The organism is Achromobacter sp. Marseille-Q0513, from assembly GCF_018195695.1.
In the GTDB taxonomy this organism is placed as follows: domain Bacteria; phylum Pseudomonadota; class Gammaproteobacteria; order Burkholderiales; family Burkholderiaceae_B; genus Achromobacter.
In genome coordinates, this window is record NZ_JAGTJY010000002.1 from 41,365 (window position 1) to 62,018 (window position 20,654).

Sequence of the window (20,654 nt, forward strand, 5' to 3'; positions counted from 1 at the left end):
CCGTCTGTGGACGGACGACGATTGGCGATGGGGGCGCTTAGTTATACGCGCCGCCGCGTTGTGCGGCGCTGATTATGAGTTGCTGGTGGAACACGCGCCCGCCAGAATGTCGGAGAATAGCAGCAAATGCTTACACCCGCCTAGGCAGAAAATCCCCTGCTGGCGCAACGAAAAACAGCCATTCCCCATGTCGGTCGCACTGCTGGTTTTACCCGATTTCATGCTGGTCGCGCTGGGCTGGGCACTGCGCCACAAGCTCGGCTTCTCGCGCGAATTCTTCGCCGGCGCCGAGCGCCTCGTCTACTTCGTGCTGTTCCCCGCGCTGTTGTTCCAGGCGATCCTGCGCACCCCCATCAGCGCCGGCAACGCCGCCCTGCTGCTGCAGGCCACGGCCGCCATGATCGCCGCCGGCGTCGCGCTGTCGTGGCTGGCTGGCCCCGTGCTGCGGCCCACCTCGATCGGGCTGGCGTCCGCGGCGCAATGCGGCTACCGCTTCAACACCTACATCGGCCTGGCGCTGTCGGCCAGCATCGGCGGCGCGCAGGGGCAGACCATCATGGCGCTGATCATCGGCTTCGCCGTGCCCATGGCCAACGTGGTCGCGGTCTATGGCCTGGCGCGCCACAGCGGCGCCAACCTGCTGCGCGAGCTGGCGCGCAATCCGCTGGTGGTCTCGACGCTGGCCGGCCTGGCCTGCAACCTGGCGGGCCTGCAGCTGCCCGGTCCGGTCGACACGGTGCTGGCGCGGCTGGGCGCGGCGGCCATCGCCCTGGGCATCCTGTGCGTGGGCGCCAGCCTGGCCTGGGAAGGCGGCAAGGGCTATGGCGCGTTGATCGCCTGGATGCTGGCCGTGAAGCTGGCCGCGCTGCCGCTGGTGGCCTTGCTGGTGGCCCATCTGCTGGGCATGCCGCCGTTGGAATCGCGCATGCTGCTGCTGTTCGGCGCGCTGCCCACGGCATCGGCCGCCTATGTGCTGGCCATGCGCATGGGCGGCGACGGGCGCATGGTGGCCCTGCTGCTGTCGCTGGGCACGCTGGCCTCGGCGCTGACCATTCCGCTGTGGCTGATGCTGACGCAGTAATTGCGGTAAGCCCCTCCTGTGCTGGATCCGGTATGGATCAAACGGCGCGGTCCTATCGAACCAACGATCAGGCACATAAAGGCCGACGGCAAGCTCGGTAGGAACTGGGTGCGCTGGACGATGCGATCCACTCGGTACCGCACAGGACCGTCCACCAAATCCGCCTGCAACTACGCCGGCTACGGTTTTCTTGCACCTTGTTCCGGGCGCTCCTCTTGCCGGTGCTGCTACCGCCACTGCGGGCCTGGTAGCTATCACGCAACGGCCTACGGCTTGTCTTACTGTGATTGTTCAAGGCCGACGACGCATTCCGCTGCCGAGAAGTTCGATTGGCTCATCTGCTTACCTTCGGACAGCCATCTACTTGCTTGATCTCTAATTGTCTATTTTTCAGAGACATCTTGATTAACTTGGATTGTTTCGAGGCTTTCTCTGAGAAACCAGCATTACCGCATCACCCAACGATCCGATTGCTCATCAATACTCATAGCGCTTGCAAGGCAAAGCCGCTCAGCCGAACAATAAACGCTGAGACCTTTTTGGCCGAGACCAGGCGACCAACCAAGGCTCCTCCCGCAACAACCGAAACCCGTCACGGAGCATTGGGAATAATCTGATTTTTTCAGATAGGCCTTGTAAAGCGAAAAACTCCCAGTAAAAATAATAGCTCATATAGCGCCTAAACTCTCTGTGGCTTCAACACCCCCAAAATGAAAAATGGCTTATCACTTGCCACGGCAAGCGATGATTTCAAGGCCTTATAAACTCGCGCCACAAATCAGCCGCACCGCCCGCACAGAATCCAGCAAATTATTACCATCTTTCGCATAAACACAGAATTAGCGATCACCAGAAAATCTATTTTTATCGAATGTCAATACAGCGTTCCAAAAAACAAACACCACACCCCCTACCCGAAGTGGGTGACCAACCTCACCATCACCATAGACAAAATTCACAATCCTTATGAGATTTTATTTACAAACAGCCGAATGACTCTGAGCCCCCGCTTCCGGAGGACGAGCATATATAGGCAACACAAATAGAACAAAGCAAAAATAATCATAGACATAGAAATTTTGAATTTCACCCACACCACCTGACGAGCAGCACCCAATTTTCGAATATCAGGCAATCTGCCGTCATTCCATACTTAACCGCGTTTTTTATGGAGCCCGACTGCATGGCAAAGCGACACCTAGGCGTTGGGCCCAGCGATAATAGTGCCTGCTATGGACGCGTCAAATTGCATATATTTGGCGGCACCGATTTCCGCAACGGCGTGCTCATTGGCCTTCTCGCGCCCCTACTCTCTGAAAACCGCTCTGACCCGAGCATGGAGTTCGCATGAACTTCACGCGGCTTTTGGAGCAGAGAGTGCGCGAAAGCGCCAACCAACTTGGGTACAGATATCTTCAAAGTGACGTAGAGGAACGCTGCCTGACGTACGGTCAACTCGCGACCAACGCACATGATTTGGCTGCCATCATCAGAAAGCACATTTCGCCTGGTCAGCGTGTCGTGCTCCTGTACCCGGCCGGGCTCCAGTTCATTCAGGCCTTCTTTGCGTGCCTGTTGGCGAACGTGGTGGCAGTGCCCTTGCCCATCCCGAAACCCAACGATACAGCGCATCGGCTCGACCACGTCCTTAAAGATTGCGAGCCTGCAGCAATCTTCACCGAGACGGGTTTTCTCGGGCATATAAGCGCACTACTACCGGATGCATACCAAGGTGCCATTGCGGCCACCGACGGCAACTTCGACTGCGCCCGAATCGTTCAGTCCCTAGTTGTCTCCGAACCAGATGTCGCGGTTTTGCAATACACCTCCGGGAGTACGTCCAAACCGAAAGGTGTGGTGCTGTGCAACGCCAATATCTTTGCCAATTTGCGGCAAATTGAAGTGGCGTTCGGACATACATGTGAGAGTTCTGGCGTCATCTGGCTGCCTCACTATCACGACATGGGTCTGATTGGCGGGATATTGCAACCGCTATTTGCGGGCTTTCCAGTGACATTACTATCTCCCATTTCATTTATTCAGCGACCGCTACGATGGTTGCAGGCCATTCACAAGTACCGGGCGACTACCAGCGGAGGTCCTAACTTCGCCTACGACCTCTGCGTCAAGAAGGCCACGAGCCTCGAACCGCATATCGATTTGAGCTCTTGGGATCTTGCATTCAATGGGGCAGAACCCGTCAGGGCAAGCACGCTGAATGCCTTCAGTGCGGCCTTTGCACATGCGGGCTTCCGTCGCACGGCGTTTGTCCCTTGTTATGGCTTGGCGGAGGCGACATTAATTGTTTCCGCGGCGCGGAAAAATAGGGAACCTTTGATCATAGAGTCTTCCGACCCGCAGCTCACCACGCATGGCGTCAACGTGCTAGCGGGAGGGAAACTGGTTTCATGCGGCCCATCTACAAAAGGCGCACGCGTTGATATTTTGCGCACCGATTCCGAAGCGTGCTGCCTGGAAGGAGAAATCGGAGAAATATTCGTTGCCAGTCCAAGCGTTGCAAACGGATATTGGGGGAAGAGCGACCGGGCGTTCCGACCTGGCTCGCCTAACGGCGTACGCACAGGGGATCTCGGCTTCCAGTTGAATGGAGAGTTGTTTATCACCGGGCGACTAAGCGATCTGATCATCATCCACGGCAAGAATCTCTTCCCTGAGGATATCGAAGCGACCATGCGGAGTGCGGAGCCCATTCTTGCTCAGGAGGGCGCTGTCGCCTTCAGCGTGGCAGGCCCAGCGACCGAACAACTGGTGCTTGTGCAGGAGGTAAGTTCACGTTCCCTTCGCACGTTGAATCTCATCGCAATACGGGACGAGGTATCTCGCCTCGTGCTACAGCGCCACGGCATTGGCGTTGGCGCCTTCGTTCCCGTCAAAGCCGGAAGCCTAGCGCGTACCAGCAGCGGAAAAATCAGCCGCTTCGCATGCAAGCAGCTGTATGTGACGCAAAAGCTTATACCACTACCGATGTAGGCGATTCCCCCATTTATTCAATACCGACCGGAATCATGCAAAAGATCTTACTCATCAATCCTGCACTGGCACGGACGCAACAGCGGGTCGCCTTTTTGACGATGTTCGTTCCGGCGATCGGTGCGTGCGGCGCTGTCTATTGGGCGCTTACGCGCGGTGTAAGCACTACATCCCTGATCATGTTTGCGGTGCTGTATGCGCTGACGACCGCAGGACTCACGGTGGGCTTTCACCGACTATTTACTCATAAATCATTTAAGCCCACACCCGCCACGAAGGCGGTACTCGCAGTGCTTGGCATGATGGCCGCGCAAGGACCGGTGCTGTTTTGGGTGGCCAGCCATCGTCGGCACCATGCATTCAGCGATACCAAGCACGACTGTCATTCCCCATGCATGCACGGCGTCACCTTACCTGAGCGGATCAAGGGTCTTTGGCACGCACACTTCGGCTGGATGCTCAAGGGCGAAATAACCAATGTCCCGATGTTTGCCAAAGACCTATTGCAAGACCACGTCGTGACGACACTGAATCGCTACTACACCCTTTGGGTACTTTTGGGCCTGGCGATCCCGACTGCGGTAGGCGCCATCGCGCCTGGAGGGTGGACGGGCGCAATGGAGGGTCTGCTGTGGGCTGGGTTGTTTCGAATCTCATTCGTACATCAGATTACATGGGGCCTGAACTCCCTCAACCATGTGTTCGGATTCCGCCGCTATTCAACTGATGACAACAGCCGAAACATCGCTTGGCTTGCTCTCATCACCATGGGCGAGGGCTGGCACAACAATCACCATGCGTATCCTAGTTCGGCGAAGTTCGGGCACAAGTGGTGGGAGTTCGATCTAGGTTTCGCAGTGATCCGTACGCTACGCGTGCTGGGCTTATGCAATGACGTACAGCACCCAAATGCTGAAGCGCTAGCTCGTAAAAAAGCAGCTTCTTCATCTCACTGATCCAAGGAAAACGATGGCTATCCACGAAATACCGACGCCCCCAGCCACACCGCAGGCCACGCAAGCTGAAATCGAAGAATGGCTAGTGTCGTATATCGCCGAATTGCGCGGCATGAAGAAGGAGAAAATATCCCGAACCGCTGTACTGAGCAAATACGGCCTCGACTCCGCATCCGCCGTCACACTCAGCGGCGATCTCATGGACTGGTTGAAATGCGACATTGATCCCACCCTGCTTTACGAGCATCCCACAATCGAACAGGCAGCGGCGCATATCTTGGCCATGGGCAGGACGGTGACAAATGACTGAGGATCTTGCCGCCGTTCCCCACGACAAAGCCGAAGGTGGAGCATTTCCAGAGGCCATTCAGGCGCACTATGACGTCAGCAATGACTTCTATGCGCTATGGCTTGATTCGACGATGGCTTATTCATGTGCGCTTTGGGAGGCCGGCGATACCTTGAAGCAGGCTCAGCTGAGAAAGCTCGACTTTCACTTGACGCAAGCGCAGGCAACCAACAAAAGCAATCTGCTGGATGTGGGCTGTGGATGGGGAACCCTTCTCGACCGAGCCGTGACGCACTACAACGTCAAGAATGCAGTGGGCCTGACCCTAAGCCAGGCACAAGCTGATTGGGTCACGCATTCGAAGCGAGACTCCGTATCAGTGTTACTCGAAAGTTGGAGAGATCATCGACCCGCAACACCATACGATGCCATTGTGTCGATTGGCGCTTTCGAGCACTTTGCGAAGGTGGGACTTTCAAAAATTGCCAAGGCCGCCGCGTATCGGGACTTCTTCAGATGGTGCCACGACAACTCTACGGAAGACTGCGCCCTGTCTCTGCAAAGCATCGTCTATGAAAACTACGACGAGGACGATCCCAACCCATTCGTTGAAAATATCTTTCCCGAGTCGGAGCTGCCGCGCGTATCCGAGATTCTCGCGGCCTGCGAAGGACTGTTTGAAGTCGTCATGCTACGCAATGATCGCATGCACTATGCCAAGACCCTGCAATCTTGGTACGCCAACCTGCGCAAGAATCGCGAAGCGGCCATCGCGATGGTAGGTGAATCCATCTACAAAAAGTACGAGAAATACCTCGGCGTCTTCGTAGTGGGATTTCACACAGGGACTGTCAATCTCACGCGCCTCAAAGCGCGCAAGATCGCAAAGCCCATCATCGTTCGATAATGACCGCGCTACGACATTCCATGACCCGGCGATTGCGGGCCGGAGAGATCCACGTGTTCGTGATATGGCTGTCGTCGAGGCTACGCCCTGGCCCCCTCCTGTGCGGACTCTCTCGCGAAGAACAAAAGGCATCTCGCACGTTCCTGAATCATCAGACCAGGATCGAATACATCGTATCCCGGTTTTGCATGCGATTGCTGGCGTCCAAGTATCTCGGCATAGGCAGATTCGAAATCGCACTGCGTAAGACGGCGATGGGGCGGCCGCTGCTCGTGAGTTTGCGTGATGCAGGCGCTTGCCATCTCAATATCAGCCTGTCCCATTGTGTTCGTGGCATAGCAATTGCCTTCGCACACAGGACGCGCATCGGCGTAGATCTAGAGATGCATCGTCCCACCGAGACTGTAGCGCGCTGGCTGGTCGGCGCGGAGCGAACCCTTGCGGAGCCTCGGCAGATATTGGATTGCTGGACACGCAAGGAAGCCCTTCTCAAAGGGCTCGGCCTGGGATTGTTTGGTCTTGCCAGCGCTCCATCCCTTGAAAATCGAACTAATGTCGTTGCCGCAGGCATCGCTATCTGGACGGTGAACTCGCTTTCCGTAGCATCAGATTGCTCGCTCGCTTGCGCGGCCGAGAAAGCGCAGAGCCGAATGCGCCTTTTTATCTTCAGATCATGTACGAGCATTTATCGGAGCTTTTAATGCAACTAAAGTTATTCCGCCTACTATTCAGGCTGCTCAACGCAATTTCCTCTGCCGTGGCAAGTCGTTTGGCTGTTGCAGTGTTTTATTCTCCGAGACGGTTTCCAGCAGCCAATTGGGAAAATACAGGCCTCGCCCTAGGCAAGGGCGAAACGCTGCACTTTGACGGCGAGAAACTCGCCGCAACCGTGTGGGGGAATGAAGGCCCTGCAGTTCTGCTCGTCCATGGCTGGCAAGGGCGCCGGAGTCAACTGGTCAAGATAGCCGTGGACTTAGCCGAAAAGGGATATCGCGTCATTACCTTCGATGGGCCGGCACACGGATCGTCAGCCAAAAAACGTACAACGCTAGTAGAGTTTTCCGAAGCCGTAGCGCATGCGGACAGGCAGTTTGGTCCGCTGCACGGGATTGTCGGCCACTCCTTCGGCGCGGCGGCCGTCGCCATTGCCATGCGTAAAGGTGTGAGTGTCGAACGTGCCGTACTGATTTCATGCCCGTTCTCATTGCGCCACGTGGTAAGCGGTTTCGCGAAGATTATCGGCCTGCCGTCAAAGTCGCACGAGAAAATGTATCCCTTGATGGAAACGCTACATCGGTGCCCTGAAAGCGAGCTGTCCTTCGAGACCATCGGGCCTGATTTAAAGACACCATGCCTTCTAATTCACGATGCATCTGACAAGTACATCCCTCTGAAGGATGGCGAGAGGGTTGCCCTTGCCATTGACGGCGCTCAGATCGTTCGCACCAAGGGCTTGGGCCATATGCGCATCTTGCAGGATGATGGTGTGGTGGCGTGCGTTTCGCAATTCGTTTGCGCGCCAACGAAGCAGCTGTGGGTAACAACATGAACATTACTGTCTTTACGCCAGCGGGCGGACTCTACCCGCTCCTGGGGGTTCTATTGTTTTGCGCTGGAACAGTGCTTGGCGTCCCACACGGCCTGACGAAGCGCGGCGGCAATGCGAAGAGAACCGAGCTGTGGCGCGTTGCCCACCTTTCGACCTGTGTCGGGGGGATTTCGCTGATCGCACTGTCGACGGCACTGGACAGGCTGCTTGGAGCCAATGCGACCTACACTCTAGCGCCATTCAGCATGGCAGCCTATTGCTTCTTTCTTGCCTGCACGCTCAGCGGCTGGCTAAACAAGGCGTGGGACGACGATCGCACCCAAACCAGCGTTGCCCTGATCTATAGCTTGCAGATTCTTGCCTCAGCGCTATCGGTAATTGCGGTCGGCGCGTTCTTGCTGACTTTATTTTGGAAAATTGTCTCATGACCGCCACCGCATTCGATCAGGGAGAAGTGGTTGTCCTACGTGGCCAAGCTTATCTGCGACGCCTGGCTTACTTCATGGTGACGACCGTCCTAGTGGTAGTGGGATCAATGATTGCGGTGCAGCAGCTGATTCTCGCGCCCTTGGACGCCTTATATGTTCTGCCGGTTGCCTTCGTCGCGACGGCACTCGGTGCCAATACCGGCTACCACATGTACTTTACGCACAGGGCGTTTACAACACATCGATTCTTCAGAGGGACTCTCGCACTCTTGGGCACGCTTCTGTGTCAGGACTCAGTAATTCAATGGGTGGCAAACCACAAGCGGCATCACCGGCATGTTGATCTCGCGAATAAAGACCCACACACCCCTTGGCAATTCGGCGACAACCGGTTTCTGGTACTGACCATTGGATTGTGGTGGGCATCCATGGGGTGGAAATTTGATCGGACCCTCACATCAAAGAAGTTCTACGCCGGTCAGTTGCTCAATGAGCCAATGCTTAGATGGTTCGACAAGCATTTCGTCACGATTTCCTTCGCTGGTTTCGCAATCCCGTTTTCTTTTGGATTTGCAATTGGAGGCCTTGAATTGGGAACAAGATGGTTTGCCTATTTCGGTGCTTTTCGGGTGTTCGTTGGTTACTTTTTCACTGAACTTGTGGTCAATGGGCTGTGCCACTGCGTGGGATCGTCCAAGTTCCGGACTAAAGGAAGATCAACCAATTTGGTTTTCATGTCGCCCTTAACGCTCGGTGCAACACTACATCACAATCACCATGCATTTCCGCGAATTCTGTCCCCTGCCGTAGATAAGGAACTTGACCCGATGAAATTGCTCTATCAGGCTCTGGAAAAACTGGGCATTATTACCATGGCGCCCGGCCCGTCATCTCACGAAATAGAAAAAAAACGCACTCACGTTATTGACTCGGCGTGATTTATTTTACTTTTCGAATCCTGATGAATCAAAAAATGAGTGTCATGGAAAAAGAAGACGCTCGTCATCTCCATCCACCTCCTTGCTGTGGATATCGTCGCCAACTCTGGGATGATGCTTCGCATATCGCCGCCCGAGCACTCTTTGACCACGTCTAGGCGCAAGCCCAGCGATACCCCGCCATAGGCTACGTCGATGAGACTCACCCGCTCACATGTGTCCACCGCCTGCCTGTGCAGACAGGCGGTGGGGAAAAGACCTTAAAAGGGTTGGGCCTCAAGACTTCTTGGCGTTGGTCATGTCGGCCGGGACCACCCACTGGGCGAACTGTTCCTCGTTGAGGTAGCCCAGCGCCAGCGCCGACTCCTTCAGCGACAGCCCTTCCTTGTGCGCCTTCTTGGCGATCTGCGCGGCCTTGTCGTAGCCGATGTGCGGGTTCAGCGCGGTCACCAGCATCAGCGAGCGGTCGACCAGTTCGGCGATGCGCGCGTGGTTGGGCTCGATGCCCTGGGCGCAGTGCTGGTCGAAGCTGGCCATGCCGTCGGTCAAGAGGCGCACCGACTGCAGGAAGTTGTGGATGACCAGGGGCTTGAAGACGTTGAGCTCGAAGTTGCCGCTGGCGCCGCCGATGTTGATGGCGACGTCGTTGCCCAGCACCTGCGCGGCCAGCATGGTCACGGCTTCACACTGCGTCGGATTGACCTTGCCCGGCATGATGGAGCTGCCCGGCTCGTTCTCGGGAATGCTGATCTCGCCCAGGCCGGAGCGCGGACCGCTGGCCAGCCAGCGCACGTCGTTGGCGATCTTCATCAGGCCGGCGGCCAGCGACTTCAGCGCGCCGTGCGCGAACAGCAGCGCTTCGTGCGAGGCCAGGGCCTGGAACTTGTTGGGCGCCGACACGAAGGCCGTGCCGGTGGCGTGCGCCAGGTCTGCGGAAACCTTGGCGCTGAACTGCGGATGCGCGTTCAGGCCCGTGCCCACGGCGGTGCCGCCGATGGCGAGCTGGTGCAGGCCCGGCAGCGTGGCGCGGATCTGCTGCTCGGCCAGGTCCAGCTGGGCCACGTAGCCCGAGATTTCCTGGCCCAGCGTCAGCGGCGTGGCGTCCTGCAGATGGGTACGGCCGATCTTGACGATGTCGTAGAACTCGGCGCTCTTGGCGGCCAGCGTGGCGCGCAAGGCCTTCAGCGACGGCAGCAGGTGGTGCTCGACCTGGACGGCGGCGGCCACGTGCATGGCGGTGGGGAAGGTGTCGTTGGACGACTGGCCGCGATTGACGTGGTCGTTCGGGTGGACCTTGCGCGCTTCGCCGCGCTCGCCGCCCAGCAGCTCGGAGGCGCGGTTGGCCAGCACCTCGTTCATGTTCATGTTGCTCTGCGTGCCCGAGCCGGTCTGCCACACGGACAGCGGGAACTCGTCAGGCCACTTGCCGGCGATCACTTCGTCGGCAGCGCGCGAGATGGCATCGGCGATCTTCGGATCCAGCTCGCCCAGGTCGGCGTTCACCTTGGCGGCGGCGCGCTTGAGCTGCGCCATCGCGGTGACCAGCGGCGCGGGCATCTTCTCGGTCGAGATCGCGAAGAAATGCAGCGAGCGCTGGGTCTGGGCGCCCCACAGGTGGTCCTGGGGGACCTCGATGGGGCCGAAGGTATCTTTTTCGATGCGGGTCTTCATGGCGCGTACAGCTCCGTAGCGGCGTCGTTCGCGGGCGGATTTGCCCCGACGCATTTGAGAATAGCAATCAATTATGGATAACGTTATAGGTTAGCAGAAACCCGCATTCCTATAATCGCTGACATTCGATATATCCCTGTACCGCTTTTTACCACCACTGGCCCCGTCCCATGTCCGCGCCCAAGCCTGTCCCCCTGAGCAGCCTGACCCTGCACCTGCCCGACGAAGCCGCCACGGAATCGCTGGCGCGGCAGCTCGCGCCGCTGGTTTCCGGCCAGTCCGGCGCTCCGGCGGGCGGCGCCATCCACCTGCAGGGCGACCTGGGCGCGGGCAAGACCGCCTTCACCCGGGCGCTGTTGCGCGAATGCGGCATCAAGGGCCGTATCAAAAGCCCAAGCTACGCGCTGCTTGAATCCTATAAAGTTTCTAACTTATACTTCTATCACCTTGATTTTTATAGATTTAGTGATTCGCGCGAATGGTTGGACGCAGGATTCCGGGATTTACTGCGTGACGATGCGGTCGTTTTGATCGAATGGCCGGAGCGGGCAGAGGGTCTTTTGCCCCCGCCCGACCTGCAGATTTCCCTCGCCTACGCCGGCGAAGGACGCGACGCCAGCCTGACCGCGTACACCGCCCGAGGACAAACATGGTTGAACGCGATTGTCCCCCCGCCCCCAGCGCCCTGCCCAGGGCAGGCGCCGCCCGACGCCGCCTGACCAGCGTCGCCGCCGCGCTGCTCGTCCTCCCCGTATTGCCGCGCCTGGCCCAGGCCGCCACCATCCTCGCGGTGCGCACCTGGCCGGCCGACGAATACACCCGCGTCACGCTGGAACTGGACAGCGAGCTCAAGGCGGAACAGTTCACGCTGGAAAATCCCCACCGCCTGGTGGTCGACATCGAGGGCCTGACCATCAATGCGGCCCTCAATGACCTGGTATCCAAGGTCCGGCCCGGCGATCCCTATATCCAGAGCCTGCGCGTGGCGCAGAACCGGCCGAACGTGGTGCGGCTGGTGTTCGACCTGAAACAGGCCGTGGCGCCGCAGGTGTTCACGCTCAAGCCCGTTGCCGACTATCAATACCGCCTGGTGCTGGACCTGTATCCCAAGGTCGCGCAGGATCCGCTGATCGCCGTCATCAACAAGCAGGGCGGCCCCGACGTCGACGATCCGCTGGCCCGCATCCTGGAAGACATCCAGCGCAACCCGGGCAGCAAGAACAACCCGCCGCCCGAGCCGCCGCTGGCGCGCGGCCAGCAGCCCGCCGCGCCGATCCCGACGCCCAAGCCGCCGCCCGTCTCCGCCGGCCGAGGCAAGCAGCGCATGCTCACCATCGCGCTGGATCCCGGCCACGGCGGCGAGGATCCGGGCGCGATCGGCAGCAGCGGCCTGCGCGAGAAAGACGTGGTGCTGCGCATCGCGCGCCGGCTCAAGACGCTGATCGACAGCCAGCCGAACATGCGCGCCTACCTGACGCGCGACGACGACTACTTCGTGCCGCTGCACGTGCGCGTGCAGAAGGCGCGCCGCGCGCACGCCGACCTGTTCGTGTCCATCCACGCCGACGCCTGGATCAAGCCGTCCGCCAACGGTTCGTCGGTGTTCGCGCTGTCGCAGCGCGGCGCCACCAGCGCGCAGGCGCGCTGGATGGCCGACAAGGAAAACGCGGCCGACCTGATCGGCGGCGTGAACCTGGGCAGCCATGACCGCCAGGTCGCCAAGGTGCTGCTGGACCTGTCCACCACCGCGCAGATCAACGACTCGCTCAAGGTCGGCAATTCCTTCCTGGACGAGATCAAGAAGATCAACCGGCTGCACAAGAACAGCGTCGAACAGGCCGGCTTCGCCGTGCTCAAGGCGCCAGACATTCCGTCCATCCTGGTCGAAACGGCCTTCATCAGCAATCCGCAGGAAGAAGCGCTGCTGCGCAGCGCCTCGCACCAGGACAAGCTGGCGCAGGCCATGATGACGGGGATCCAGCGCTACTTCACCGCGAACCCTCCGCTGGCAAGGCTGGGCGATGTGAGCTGACCGGAACGTCCAATTCCCGCGTCCTGAAAAGAAAAGGGCCATGCGCTGACTGCGCATGGCCCTTTTCTCTTGCGCGGCGCGTCTATTGGCGGCGCGAACGGATCAGCTTGAACAGGCCCGCGCCGACCACCGGCACGATGGCGGCGGCCAGGCCCAGCAGCACGATGGTGTTCAGGTGGTCCTTGATGAACGGGATGTTGCCGAAGAAGTAGCCGGCCGCCACCAGGCCCACCACCCAGGCCAGCGCGCCGGCGATGTTGAACAGCTGGAAACGCCCGAACGGCATCTCGGCCACACCGGCCACGAAGGGGGCGAAGGTCCGCACCACGGGAATGAAGCGCGACAGCACGATGGTCTTGCCGCCGTGCTTTTCATAGAAGGCATGCGTGCGCATCAGCGCGCCCCGGTCCAGGAAGCGCAGGTTCATCGAGAACACGCGCGGTCCGATGTAGCGGCCGATCGTGTAATTCAACGTGTTGCCCGTCACCGCCGCGATCAGCAGCAACACCGACAACATGACCGGATCGATCTTGCCCGTCGCGCCAAGCGCCCCGGCGATGAAGAGCAGCGAGTCGCCGGGCAGGAAGGGCAGCACCACCAGTCCGGTCTCGGCGAACACGATCAGGAACAGCACCGGGTACACCCAGGTGCCGTACTGATCGACCCAGACGCTCAAGGTCTGGTCGATGTGCAGCACCATATTGAAAAAATCCAGCATCGACGCCATCCTGCCATGCGGTAGTGAAATCCGTCCCCGACTATAGCCCAGGCGGTCCTGAGGCTAAAATCGTCACCATGGCCACCCCCGATACCCACTCCCCGACCGACCGCCGATCCATCCTCGCGCTGCCCGACCTGCTGATCAGCCAGATCGCGGCCGGCGAGGTCATCGAGCGGCCGGCGTCCGTGCTCAAGGAAGTGCTGGAGAACGCGATCGACGCCGGCGGACGCGCCATCGAGGTCCGGCTGGAAGGCGGCGGCATCCGCCGCATCGCCGTGACCGACGACGGCGGCGGCATCCCGCCCGAGGAACTGCCGCTGGCGCTGGCGCGCCACGCCACCAGCAAGATCCGCTCGCTGACCGAACTGGAATCGGTGGCGTCGATGGGATTCCGCGGCGAGGCGCTGGCCTCGATCGCCTCGGTGGCGCAGGTGTCCATCATCTCGCGCACGCGCGACGGCGAGCACGCCTGGCAGATCGACGGCGGCAGCCTGCAGGTCAGCCCCGCCTCGGGTCCGCCCGGCACCACCGTGGACGTGCGCCAGCTGTTCGACGCGGTGCCCGCGCGCCGCAAGTTCCTGCGCTCGGAAGCCACCGAATTCGGGCATTGCGTGGACGCGATGGAACGCATCGCGCTGGCGCATCCGCACATCGCGTTCCGCCTGTTCCACCACGACCGCGCGCAGCGCCAATGGCTGCCCGCCGATCCGCCGCAGCGCATCCGCGACGTGCTGGGCGCGGAGTTCGCCGAGCACGGCCTGCTGCTGTCGCACGCCGTCGGCACCGTGAGCCTGGCCGGCATGATCACCCGCCCGACCGCGGCCCGCGCGCGCGCAGACCGGCAATACCTGTACGTCAACGGCCGCTTCGTGCGCGACCGCACGGTCAGCCACGCGCTGCGCGCCGCCTACGCCGACGTGCTGCACGGCGACCGCCAGCCGGCCTATGTGCTGTTCCTGGACATCGATCCCGCCGCGGTAGACGTCAACGTCCATCCCGCCAAGCATGAGGTGCGCTTCCGTGACAGCGGCGCCGTGCACCGCTTCGTCTCGCACGCGGTCGGCCAGACGCTGGCACAGACCGGCGGCGCGTCCGCCGTCACGCCCGAGGCCCATGACGCGGAACCCGGCGCGCTGCCGGCGCAGAACGCCGGCGCAAGCGCCACGGACACGGACGGCGCAGGGGATGCATCCGCCTCGCCGAACGCGAATGCCGCCCGGACCGCGTGGCAATCGCCCGCCTCGGGCGCGTCCGAAGCCGGCACGCCCGAAGCCGGCATGCCCGCATCTGGCCACGCCTCGCAGAGCGGCGCGCAGCCGTCCTCCGCGCGCCCCGGCTACACCAGCAACGGCCACGCCGCGCCCTACGGCCTGCGCCCCTCGCCCGCGCCGCAGCGGCCGCATACGCAGGTGCCGTTCCGCCTGCACGCCGAACCCGCCGGCATTCCGGCGGCCGACTGGCAGTCGCTGTACCGCCCGCTGAACGAAGAGGCCGCGCCGCGCGCGACGCCGCTGCGCGACTCGGCCGTTCTGCCCGCCGACGAGGAACACCCGCTGGGCATGGCCCTGGCCCAGGTCCACGGCATCTACATCCTGGCGCAGAACAAGCGCGGCATGGTGCTGGTGGACATGCACGCGGCCCATGAGCGCGTGGTCTACGAACAGCTCAAGCAGGCGCTGGACGCGCGCAGCCTGCCGCGCCAGGACCTGCTGGTGCCGGTGGTGTTCCACGCCCAGGAAAAGGACGTGGCCATCGCCGAGGAATTCGAGGAACAGCTCGCCGAGCTGGGCTTCGAGCTGCGCCCGTCCGGCCCCACCTCGATCGCGGTGCGCTCGGTGCCCGCCATGCTGGCGCGCGGCGACATCGAGACGCTGGCCCGCGCCGTGCTGCGCGACCTGGGCGGCGTGGGCGTGTCGCGCCTATTGACCGAACAGCGCAACGAGCTGCTGTCCACCATGGCCTGCCACGGCTCGGTGCGCGCCAACCGCAAGCTCACCATCGAGGAGATGAACGGGCTGCTGCGGCAGATGGAAGCCACCGAACGCGCGGACCAGTGCAACCATGGCCGCCCCACCTGGGTGCAATGGTCGGTGTCCGACCTGGACAAGCTCTTCCTGCGCGGACAATAACCTTGCCTTCTGCTTCCGCATCCGGCCTGCCGCCGGTCATCTGCCTGGCCGGCCCGACCGCGGCCGGCAAGAGCGCGTCCACGCTGGCGCTGGCCGAGCGCTGGCCGATGGAGATCGTCAACGTCGATTCGGCCACGATCTACCGCGGCATGGACATCGGCACCGCCAAGCCCTCGCCCGCCGAGCAGGCGCGCGTGCCGCAGCACCTGCTGGACATCCTGGACCCCGCTCAGTCGTACTCGGCGGCCGAATTCCGCGCCGACGCGCTGCGCCTGATCGACGAGATCCGCGCGCGCGGCCGCGTGCCGCTGCTGGCCGGCGGCACCATGATGTACTACAAGGCGCTGCGCGACGGGCTGGACGACCTGCCGCAGGCCGACCCGGCGCTGCGCGCCGAGCTGGAAGCGCGCGCCGCCCGCGAAGGCTGGCCGGCGCTGCATGCCGAACTGGCCACGCTGGACCCCGTCACCGCAGCGCGGCTGGCGCCCAACGACAGCCAGCGGATCCAGCGCGCGCTGGAAATCTGCCGCCTGTCCGGCCAGCCCATGTCCGCGCTGCTGCTGCGCGCGCAGCGCAAGCCGGACGAGGGCGCCAACCGCTACCTGACCATCAGCCTGGAACCCTCGGACCGCGCCGCGCTGCACGCGCGCATCGAACAGCGCTTCGACGCCATGCTGGCGCAGGGCCTGATCGACGAAGTGCGCGCCCTGCGCGCGCGCGGCGACCTGCATCCCGGCCTGCCCTCGGTGCGCTGCGTGGGCTACCGCCAGATCTGGGCGCACCTGGACGGCGAGATCGACCTGGCCGGCGCGCGCGAGCAAGGCATCGCCGCCACGCGTCAGCTGGCCAAGCGCCAGATCACCTGGCTGCGGGCGCAGCCTGAGCGTGTCATCGTCGATTGCCTGGCACGGGACGCGGTGGCGCGCACGATAGACGCGGTGGCCGCCGCGCTGGCTAGCGGTGCCTAGGATCAGTATTGTGTAATGAGTCGGCCGCAGCGCGACCGGCTACCAGCATTGGACTGCCAAGAGATCGTCACTCGCCTTTTCAGGTGAGAGAAGACGCACTCATAAGCCCATATAAAGCAGCAATCTCTCCGCCAGATAAATACATAAATTGCCAAAATCCACTGGTAGAGTCGTGTTGGCGAATAAACCCGTCAAGACACACCAAGACGATCAGCCCAACCATGCACTTGGCAACCAATCACAAGGCTGGAGGAATTATTCATGTTGGCACCTGACAAGATCGACACACTCATCCAGAAATTGGAGGCCATGGCACAAGACCGCCCTGCCGTGGCGCCAGAAAAGAGCGCCTTAGTGCGCAGATTTGAACGTTGGGGCTTGAGAATTTATTTAGGAGCTACTTTTCTCATAGTGATACTTGGAGTTCTTTACAGATACTCCTTCCCTGACGGCGAAAACACACAGACTGTGGGCCTTATCCTCTCGGTTGTCTTGATAATAGTGAGCCTGCTCTACCTTGCAACGTTCATGGCTGTCGGTATGCAACTATTCTGGCGAAACAAACAACGAATAGCGGACGGAGCACTTCCACTATCCAGCGAGGATGCTATACGAGACGCCGATCACATCAAGACACTATGTAGCTATCCAAAGCCACTACTTGAATATGCACTCCTGCATAGCCGTCATCGTTGGGGAATTACGGAACGACGCACTACGCTACTCGCAGGCGAACTGCGGAAACTCGGACTTTTTCCCGCATTTATCGCGGTATCAGTCTCAGCACAAAAACTCCTTGAGAGCAATAGCAATACCTGGCTGTGGATGCCCACTATTTTGACAGGGTCCTTCATTCTTATCTTGTTTCATATAGCGATTTCCAGTGAACGACGAGCATACGTGCAAGAGCTAATGGAATACGCCATCAAACAGGCAAAAAACGATGAAAACACCTCTCCGCCACCAGCCGACGCGCGATATCAAGAAGTTGGTGCGATAGAGCCAATGATCAAACCTGCCGGTTAGACTGGCCTGCATGACAAGAGCATAAAAAAACCCGCCAAGGCGGGTTTTTTCTCGAGGAAAAAGAACCAATGCTCAGACCACGAAGGTCTGCGCCATGCCGTCCTGCTGCTCGACGATCTCGCCGATGCGGTTGACGGTCTCGCCCTGCTCGCGCAGGGTCGCGGCGATGGCGTCGGCCTGGGCGGCATCGACCACCAGCACCATGCCGATGCCGCAGTTGAAGACGCGGTGCATTTCGGTGTCTTCCACGCCGCCCTGCTGCTGCAGCCACTGGAACAGCTTGGGCATTTCCCAGCCGTCGCGGTGCAGCTTGGCCGACAGGCCGGGCTGCAGGATGCGCGGCACGTTGTCCAGCAAGCCGCCGCCGGTGATGTGGGCCAGGCCCTTGATGGCGGTGCCGTGCTTGGCCAGCGCGGCCAGCACCTGCTTGACGTAGATGCGGGTGGGAGCCATGACCACGTCGACCAGCGGCTGGCCATGGAAGTCCTGATCGGGGCGGGCGTTGGCGCGCTCGAGGATCTTGCGGACCAGCGAATAGCCGTTGGAGTGCGCGCCGCTGGACGCCAGGCCCAGCACCACGTCGCCGGTCTTGATCGACTTGCCGTCGATGATGGCCGACTTTTCCACCGCGCCCACCGCGAAGCCGGCCAGGTCGTATTCGCCGTCCGGGTACATGCCGGGCATTTCGGCGGTCTCGCCGCCGATCAGCGCGCATCCCGACAGCTCGCAACCCTTGGCGATGCCGCCCACCACGGACGCCGCCGTATCCACGGACAGCTTGCCGCAGGCGAAGTAGTCCAGGAAGAACAGCGGCTCGGCGCCCTGCACCAGGATGTCGTTGACGCTCATGGCGACCAGGTCGATGCCCACGGTGTCGTGACGGTTCCACTCGAACGCCAGGCGCAGCTTGGTGCCCACGCCGTCGGTGCCCGACACCAGCACCGGCTCCTTGAACTGCTTCGGCACTTCGAACAGGGCGCCAAAGCCGCCGATACCGGCCAGGACCCCGGGACGCATGGTGCGGGCCGCGAGCGGCTTGATACGGTCGACCAGGGCGTCGCCCGCATCGATATCGACGCCAGCGTCGCGGTAGGTCAGGGGAGCGGAGGGTTGATTCGTCATGAGAAATGCCGTGGGATATGTAACAATTGCTGGGAATTGGGGTGGGTTGCCCGGCATTTTACGACGCCGCGGCCCGAAGCTGGCCACAAGCCGGCGCCGACACCCCCCAAAGCCCCCGGAATCCGCCGGGAGCCAGGGCCTGAACGGCGGACTGGCGCGACACCGCCCCTCAGGTGGTTTAAAGTGTAGGGTTGGCCGATATCGGTTTTGGCCAGCCGTTTTGGTCAACCGATTGACCCGATTCTTGACCCATTCTGTTTGACCTGATTTTTACTGCGGGAATCCGTTGCCGGATCCTGCCGCCAGCGTGGCCTGGCGGCGTCGGCGACGGGCCTGGCGACACGGCGCGCGGCCTGGCCGCAACCGGGCAGCCCGCGCGAGTCCCGTGGCGCGGATCCGGATGTCCGGACCGCTCCGCAAGCAAGCCTGATTGAATAGCTTCCCATGAACCGCCAGCTGCTGCTCGACGTTCTTCCTGCGCCAGCGCCTTCGCTGAACAATTTCATCGCCGGCCCCAACGGGGAAGCGCTCGCGGCGGTGCGCACGCTCGCCCCCGGCCGGGCGCTCTACATATGGGGCTCGGCCGGCTGCGGCCGCAGCCATCTGCTGCGCGCGCTCACCGCGCGCCCCGACGCCGTCTACATCCACGCCGCCAACGGCGAGAACATGCTGCGCGTGCTGGCCGGCGCCGATTCCAAGTCGCCGATGCCGAAGTTCGTGGCGGTGGACGACGTGCACCGCATGGACGACAACCGGCAGGCCGGCCTGTTCGCCCTGTACAACCGCTGGCGCGAATCCGCCGCCACCGGCCGCGCCTTCGCGCTGGCCGTGGCAGGCGACCGCGCCCCGCTGTCCATGCCGCTGCGCGAGGACCTGCGCACCCGCCTGGGCTGGGACCTGGTGTTCCGCCTGGATCCGCTGTCCGACGCCGACAAGCTGGCCGCCCTGTCCGCCCAGGCTGCCGAGCGCGGCATGCACCTGGCGCCCGAGATCATCAACTGGATGCTGACGCACCACGAGCGCGACATCCGCAAGCTGGCAGCGCTGATCGACGCGCTGGACCGCTATTCCCTGGCCAACGGCCGCCCCATCACCCTGCCCCTGCTGCGCGCCATGCTCGCGGACCCCGACTCGCAACCCAAATGACCTCCCCACGTCTCGCCCTGTTCGACCTGGACCACACCCTGTTGCCGCTGGACAGCGACTATCAATGGGCCGACTACCTGGCGCGCACCGGCCGCGCCGGCGATCCGGACGAGGCCCGGCGCCGCAACGACGAGCTGATGGAGCGCTACAACCGTGGCGAGCTGACCGCCGAGCAGGCGGCCGAATTCATGCTGGGCCTGTTGGCCGCGCATCCGCCTTATGAGCTGGCCGCCTGGCACGAGGCCTTCATGGCGGAAGTAATCCGCCCGTCGATCACGCCCGCCGCGCGCGCGCTGGTCGACGAGCACCTGCAGGCCGGCGACCTGTGCGCGGTGGTCACGGCCACCAACGGCTTCGTCACCGCCCCCATCGCCCGCGCCTTCGGCATCCCCCACCTGATCGCCACCGACGCCGAATACCGCCACGGCCGCTACACCGGCCGCATCCACGGCACGCCCAGCTTCAAGGAAGGCAAGGTGGTGCGCGTGGACCAATGGCTGGCCGGCATGGGCACGGCGCTTACGGATTTCCCCGAATCGTTTTTCTATAGCGATTCGGTCAATGATGTGCCCTTGCTCGAAAAGGTGAGCCAGCCGGTCGCCGCCAACCCCAGCCCCGCCCTGCGCAAGATCGCCCAGGAACGCGGCTGGCGCGTGATCGATCTGTTCGATCACATGGAAGACTCCAAGTCCTGAACCCT

19 protein-coding genes are annotated in these 20,654 nt (G+C 61.6%); 16 read left to right on the plus strand and 3 right to left on the minus strand.

Annotated elements, in window-relative coordinates; all coding sequences use genetic code 11:
- The first annotated feature begins 187 nt into the window (after window positions 1–187).
- The 9 genes from KDH83_RS00870 to KDH83_RS00910 all read left to right on the plus strand — a co-directional run bounded on the left by KDH83_RS00870 (window position 188) and on the right by KDH83_RS00910 (window position 9,139).
- Window positions 188–1,081, plus strand: a complete 894-nt coding sequence (locus KDH83_RS00870) for an AEC family transporter (RefSeq protein ID WP_212312181.1) — start codon at window positions 188–190, stop codon at window positions 1,079–1,081.
- Window positions 1,082–2,428: 1,347 nt separating this feature from the next.
- Window positions 2,429–4,072: a fatty acyl-AMP ligase gene (locus KDH83_RS00875; protein WP_212312183.1), complete on the plus strand. Its 1,644-nt coding sequence runs from the start codon at window positions 2,429–2,431 to the stop codon at window positions 4,070–4,072.
- 35 nt (window positions 4,073–4,107) lie between these two features.
- Window positions 4,108–5,028: a fatty acid desaturase gene (locus KDH83_RS00880; RefSeq protein ID WP_212312185.1), complete on the plus strand. Its 921-nt coding sequence runs from the start codon at window positions 4,108–4,110 to the stop codon at window positions 5,026–5,028.
- A gap of 13 nt (window positions 5,029–5,041) precedes the next feature.
- Window positions 5,042–5,338 (plus strand): acyl carrier protein, encoded by a 297-nt coding sequence (locus KDH83_RS00885; protein WP_212312186.1) that lies wholly within the window; start codon window positions 5,042–5,044, stop codon window positions 5,336–5,338.
- Window positions 5,331–6,224 (plus strand): cyclopropane-fatty-acyl-phospholipid synthase family protein, encoded by an 894-nt coding sequence (locus tag KDH83_RS00890; protein ID WP_212312187.1) that lies wholly within the window; start codon window positions 5,331–5,333, stop codon window positions 6,222–6,224. The genes KDH83_RS00885 and KDH83_RS00890 overlap by 8 nt, the downstream gene beginning before the upstream one ends.
- Before the next feature lie 188 nt (window positions 6,225–6,412).
- Complete coding sequence (locus KDH83_RS00895; protein ID WP_212312188.1) at window positions 6,413–6,925, plus strand: 4'-phosphopantetheinyl transferase superfamily protein; 513 nt, start codon at window positions 6,413–6,415, stop codon at window positions 6,923–6,925.
- Window positions 6,925–7,773, plus strand: a complete 849-nt coding sequence (locus tag KDH83_RS00900; RefSeq protein WP_212312189.1) for an alpha/beta hydrolase — start codon at window positions 6,925–6,927, stop codon at window positions 7,771–7,773. Before KDH83_RS00895 ends, KDH83_RS00900 begins: the two co-directional genes overlap by 1 nt.
- On the plus strand, window positions 7,770–8,201 hold the full coding sequence (locus KDH83_RS00905; RefSeq protein ID WP_212312190.1) for a hypothetical protein: 432 nt from the start codon (window positions 7,770–7,772) through the stop codon (window positions 8,199–8,201). Before KDH83_RS00900 ends, KDH83_RS00905 begins: the two co-directional genes overlap by 4 nt.
- The gene (locus tag KDH83_RS00910; RefSeq protein WP_212312192.1) at window positions 8,198–9,139 is read left to right on the plus strand and encodes a fatty acid desaturase; all 942 of its coding nucleotides are present in this window, start codon (window positions 8,198–8,200) and stop codon (window positions 9,137–9,139) included. Before KDH83_RS00905 ends, KDH83_RS00910 begins: the two co-directional genes overlap by 4 nt.
- Window positions 9,140–9,415: 276 nt before the next feature.
- On the opposite strand, the gene fumC is transcribed toward KDH83_RS00910, so the two are convergent.
- On the minus strand, window positions 9,416–10,810 hold the full coding sequence (gene fumC / locus KDH83_RS00915; protein ID WP_212312194.1) for a class II fumarate hydratase: 1,395 nt from the start codon (window positions 10,808–10,810) through the stop codon (window positions 9,416–9,418).
- Between the two features lie 170 nt (window positions 10,811–10,980).
- Here fumC and tsaE point away from each other — a divergent pair, with 170 nt between their 5' ends.
- Both tsaE and KDH83_RS00925 read left to right on the plus strand, forming a co-directional pair.
- Window positions 10,981–11,529: a tRNA (adenosine(37)-N6)-threonylcarbamoyltransferase complex ATPase subunit type 1 TsaE gene (gene tsaE / locus KDH83_RS00920; protein ID WP_212312196.1), complete on the plus strand. Its 549-nt coding sequence runs from the start codon at window positions 10,981–10,983 to the stop codon at window positions 11,527–11,529.
- Window positions 11,460–12,842: an N-acetylmuramoyl-L-alanine amidase gene (locus KDH83_RS00925; RefSeq protein ID WP_212312199.1), complete on the plus strand. Its 1,383-nt coding sequence runs from the start codon at window positions 11,460–11,462 to the stop codon at window positions 12,840–12,842. The genes tsaE and KDH83_RS00925 overlap by 70 nt, the downstream gene beginning before the upstream one ends.
- An 82-nt stretch (window positions 12,843–12,924) precedes the next feature.
- On the opposite strand, the gene KDH83_RS00930 is transcribed toward KDH83_RS00925, so the two are convergent.
- Window positions 12,925–13,560 (minus strand): VTT domain-containing protein, encoded by a 636-nt coding sequence (locus KDH83_RS00930; RefSeq protein ID WP_212312201.1) that lies wholly within the window; start codon window positions 13,558–13,560, stop codon window positions 12,925–12,927.
- A 77-nt stretch (window positions 13,561–13,637) separates the two neighbouring features.
- Here KDH83_RS00930 and mutL point away from each other — a divergent pair, with 77 nt between their 5' ends.
- From mutL to KDH83_RS00945, 3 genes are all read left to right on the plus strand, one after another.
- Window positions 13,638–15,692: a DNA mismatch repair endonuclease MutL gene (mutL, locus tag KDH83_RS00935; RefSeq protein ID WP_212312203.1), complete on the plus strand. Its 2,055-nt coding sequence runs from the start codon at window positions 13,638–13,640 to the stop codon at window positions 15,690–15,692.
- A 2-nt stretch (window positions 15,693–15,694) separates the two neighbouring features.
- Window positions 15,695–16,660, plus strand: coding sequence for a tRNA (adenosine(37)-N6)-dimethylallyltransferase MiaA (miaA, locus tag KDH83_RS00940; protein WP_212312205.1), 966 nt, complete (start codon window positions 15,695–15,697; stop codon window positions 16,658–16,660).
- Between the two features lie 261 nt (window positions 16,661–16,921).
- Window positions 16,922–17,686 (plus strand): hypothetical protein, encoded by a 765-nt coding sequence (locus tag KDH83_RS00945; protein ID WP_212312207.1) that lies wholly within the window; start codon window positions 16,922–16,924, stop codon window positions 17,684–17,686.
- A 72-nt stretch (window positions 17,687–17,758) separates the two neighbouring features.
- Here KDH83_RS00945 and purM read toward each other — a convergent pair whose 3' ends face one another.
- The gene (purM, locus tag KDH83_RS00950) at window positions 17,759–18,808 is read right to left on the minus strand and encodes a phosphoribosylformylglycinamidine cyclo-ligase (protein WP_103272579.1); all 1,050 of its coding nucleotides are present in this window, start codon (window positions 18,806–18,808) and stop codon (window positions 17,759–17,761) included.
- A gap of 444 nt (window positions 18,809–19,252) precedes the next feature.
- On the opposite strand from purM, the gene hda reads away from it, so the two are divergent.
- The gene (gene hda, locus KDH83_RS00955) at window positions 19,253–19,954 is read left to right on the plus strand and encodes a DnaA regulatory inactivator Hda (RefSeq protein WP_103272578.1); all 702 of its coding nucleotides are present in this window, start codon (window positions 19,253–19,255) and stop codon (window positions 19,952–19,954) included.
- Entirely contained in the window at window positions 19,951–20,649 is a 699-nt protein-coding gene (locus tag KDH83_RS00960) for an HAD family hydrolase (RefSeq protein ID WP_212312209.1), read from the plus strand. Before hda ends, KDH83_RS00960 begins: the two co-directional genes overlap by 4 nt.
- Window positions 20,650–20,654: the final 5 nt, after the last annotated feature.

Bases quoted from the DNA above. Each gene is read 5' to 3' on its own strand.
- tsaE (WP_212312196.1), top strand. From the start codon at position 10,981: ATGTCCGCGCCCAAGCCTGTCCCCCTGAGCAGCCTGACCCTGCACCTG.
- KDH83_RS00895 (WP_212312188.1), top strand. From the start codon at position 6,413: ATGCGATTGCTGGCGTCCAAGTATCTCGGCATAGGCAGATTCGAAATC.
- KDH83_RS00885 (WP_212312186.1), top strand. From the start codon at position 5,042: ATGGCTATCCACGAAATACCGACGCCCCCAGCCACACCGCAGGCCACG.
- KDH83_RS00930 (WP_212312201.1), bottom strand. From the start codon at position 13,560: ATGCTGGATTTTTTCAATATGGTGCTGCACATCGACCAGACCTTGAGC.
- KDH83_RS00960 (WP_212312209.1), top strand. From the start codon at position 19,951: ATGACCTCCCCACGTCTCGCCCTGTTCGACCTGGACCACACCCTGTTG.
- KDH83_RS00925 (WP_212312199.1), top strand. From the start codon at position 11,460: ATGGTTGAACGCGATTGTCCCCCCGCCCCCAGCGCCCTGCCCAGGGCA.
- KDH83_RS00870 (WP_212312181.1), top strand. From the start codon at position 188: ATGTCGGTCGCACTGCTGGTTTTACCCGATTTCATGCTGGTCGCGCTG.
- mutL (WP_212312203.1), top strand. From the start codon at position 13,638: ATGGCCACCCCCGATACCCACTCCCCGACCGACCGCCGATCCATCCTC.
- KDH83_RS00945 (WP_212312207.1), top strand. From the start codon at position 16,922: ATGTTGGCACCTGACAAGATCGACACACTCATCCAGAAATTGGAGGCC.
- KDH83_RS00910 (WP_212312192.1), top strand. From the start codon at position 8,198: ATGACCGCCACCGCATTCGATCAGGGAGAAGTGGTTGTCCTACGTGGC.
- KDH83_RS00890 (WP_212312187.1), top strand. From the start codon at position 5,331: ATGACTGAGGATCTTGCCGCCGTTCCCCACGACAAAGCCGAAGGTGGA.
- KDH83_RS00900 (WP_212312189.1), top strand. From the start codon at position 6,925: ATGCAACTAAAGTTATTCCGCCTACTATTCAGGCTGCTCAACGCAATT.
- KDH83_RS00875 (WP_212312183.1), top strand. From the start codon at position 2,429: ATGAACTTCACGCGGCTTTTGGAGCAGAGAGTGCGCGAAAGCGCCAAC.
- purM (WP_103272579.1), bottom strand. From the start codon at position 18,808: ATGACGAATCAACCCTCCGCTCCCCTGACCTACCGCGACGCTGGCGTC.
- KDH83_RS00880 (WP_212312185.1), top strand. From the start codon at position 4,108: ATGCAAAAGATCTTACTCATCAATCCTGCACTGGCACGGACGCAACAG.
- hda (WP_103272578.1), top strand. From the start codon at position 19,253: ATGAACCGCCAGCTGCTGCTCGACGTTCTTCCTGCGCCAGCGCCTTCG.
- fumC (WP_212312194.1), bottom strand. From the start codon at position 10,810: ATGAAGACCCGCATCGAAAAAGATACCTTCGGCCCCATCGAGGTCCCC.
- KDH83_RS00905 (WP_212312190.1), top strand. From the start codon at position 7,770: ATGAACATTACTGTCTTTACGCCAGCGGGCGGACTCTACCCGCTCCTG.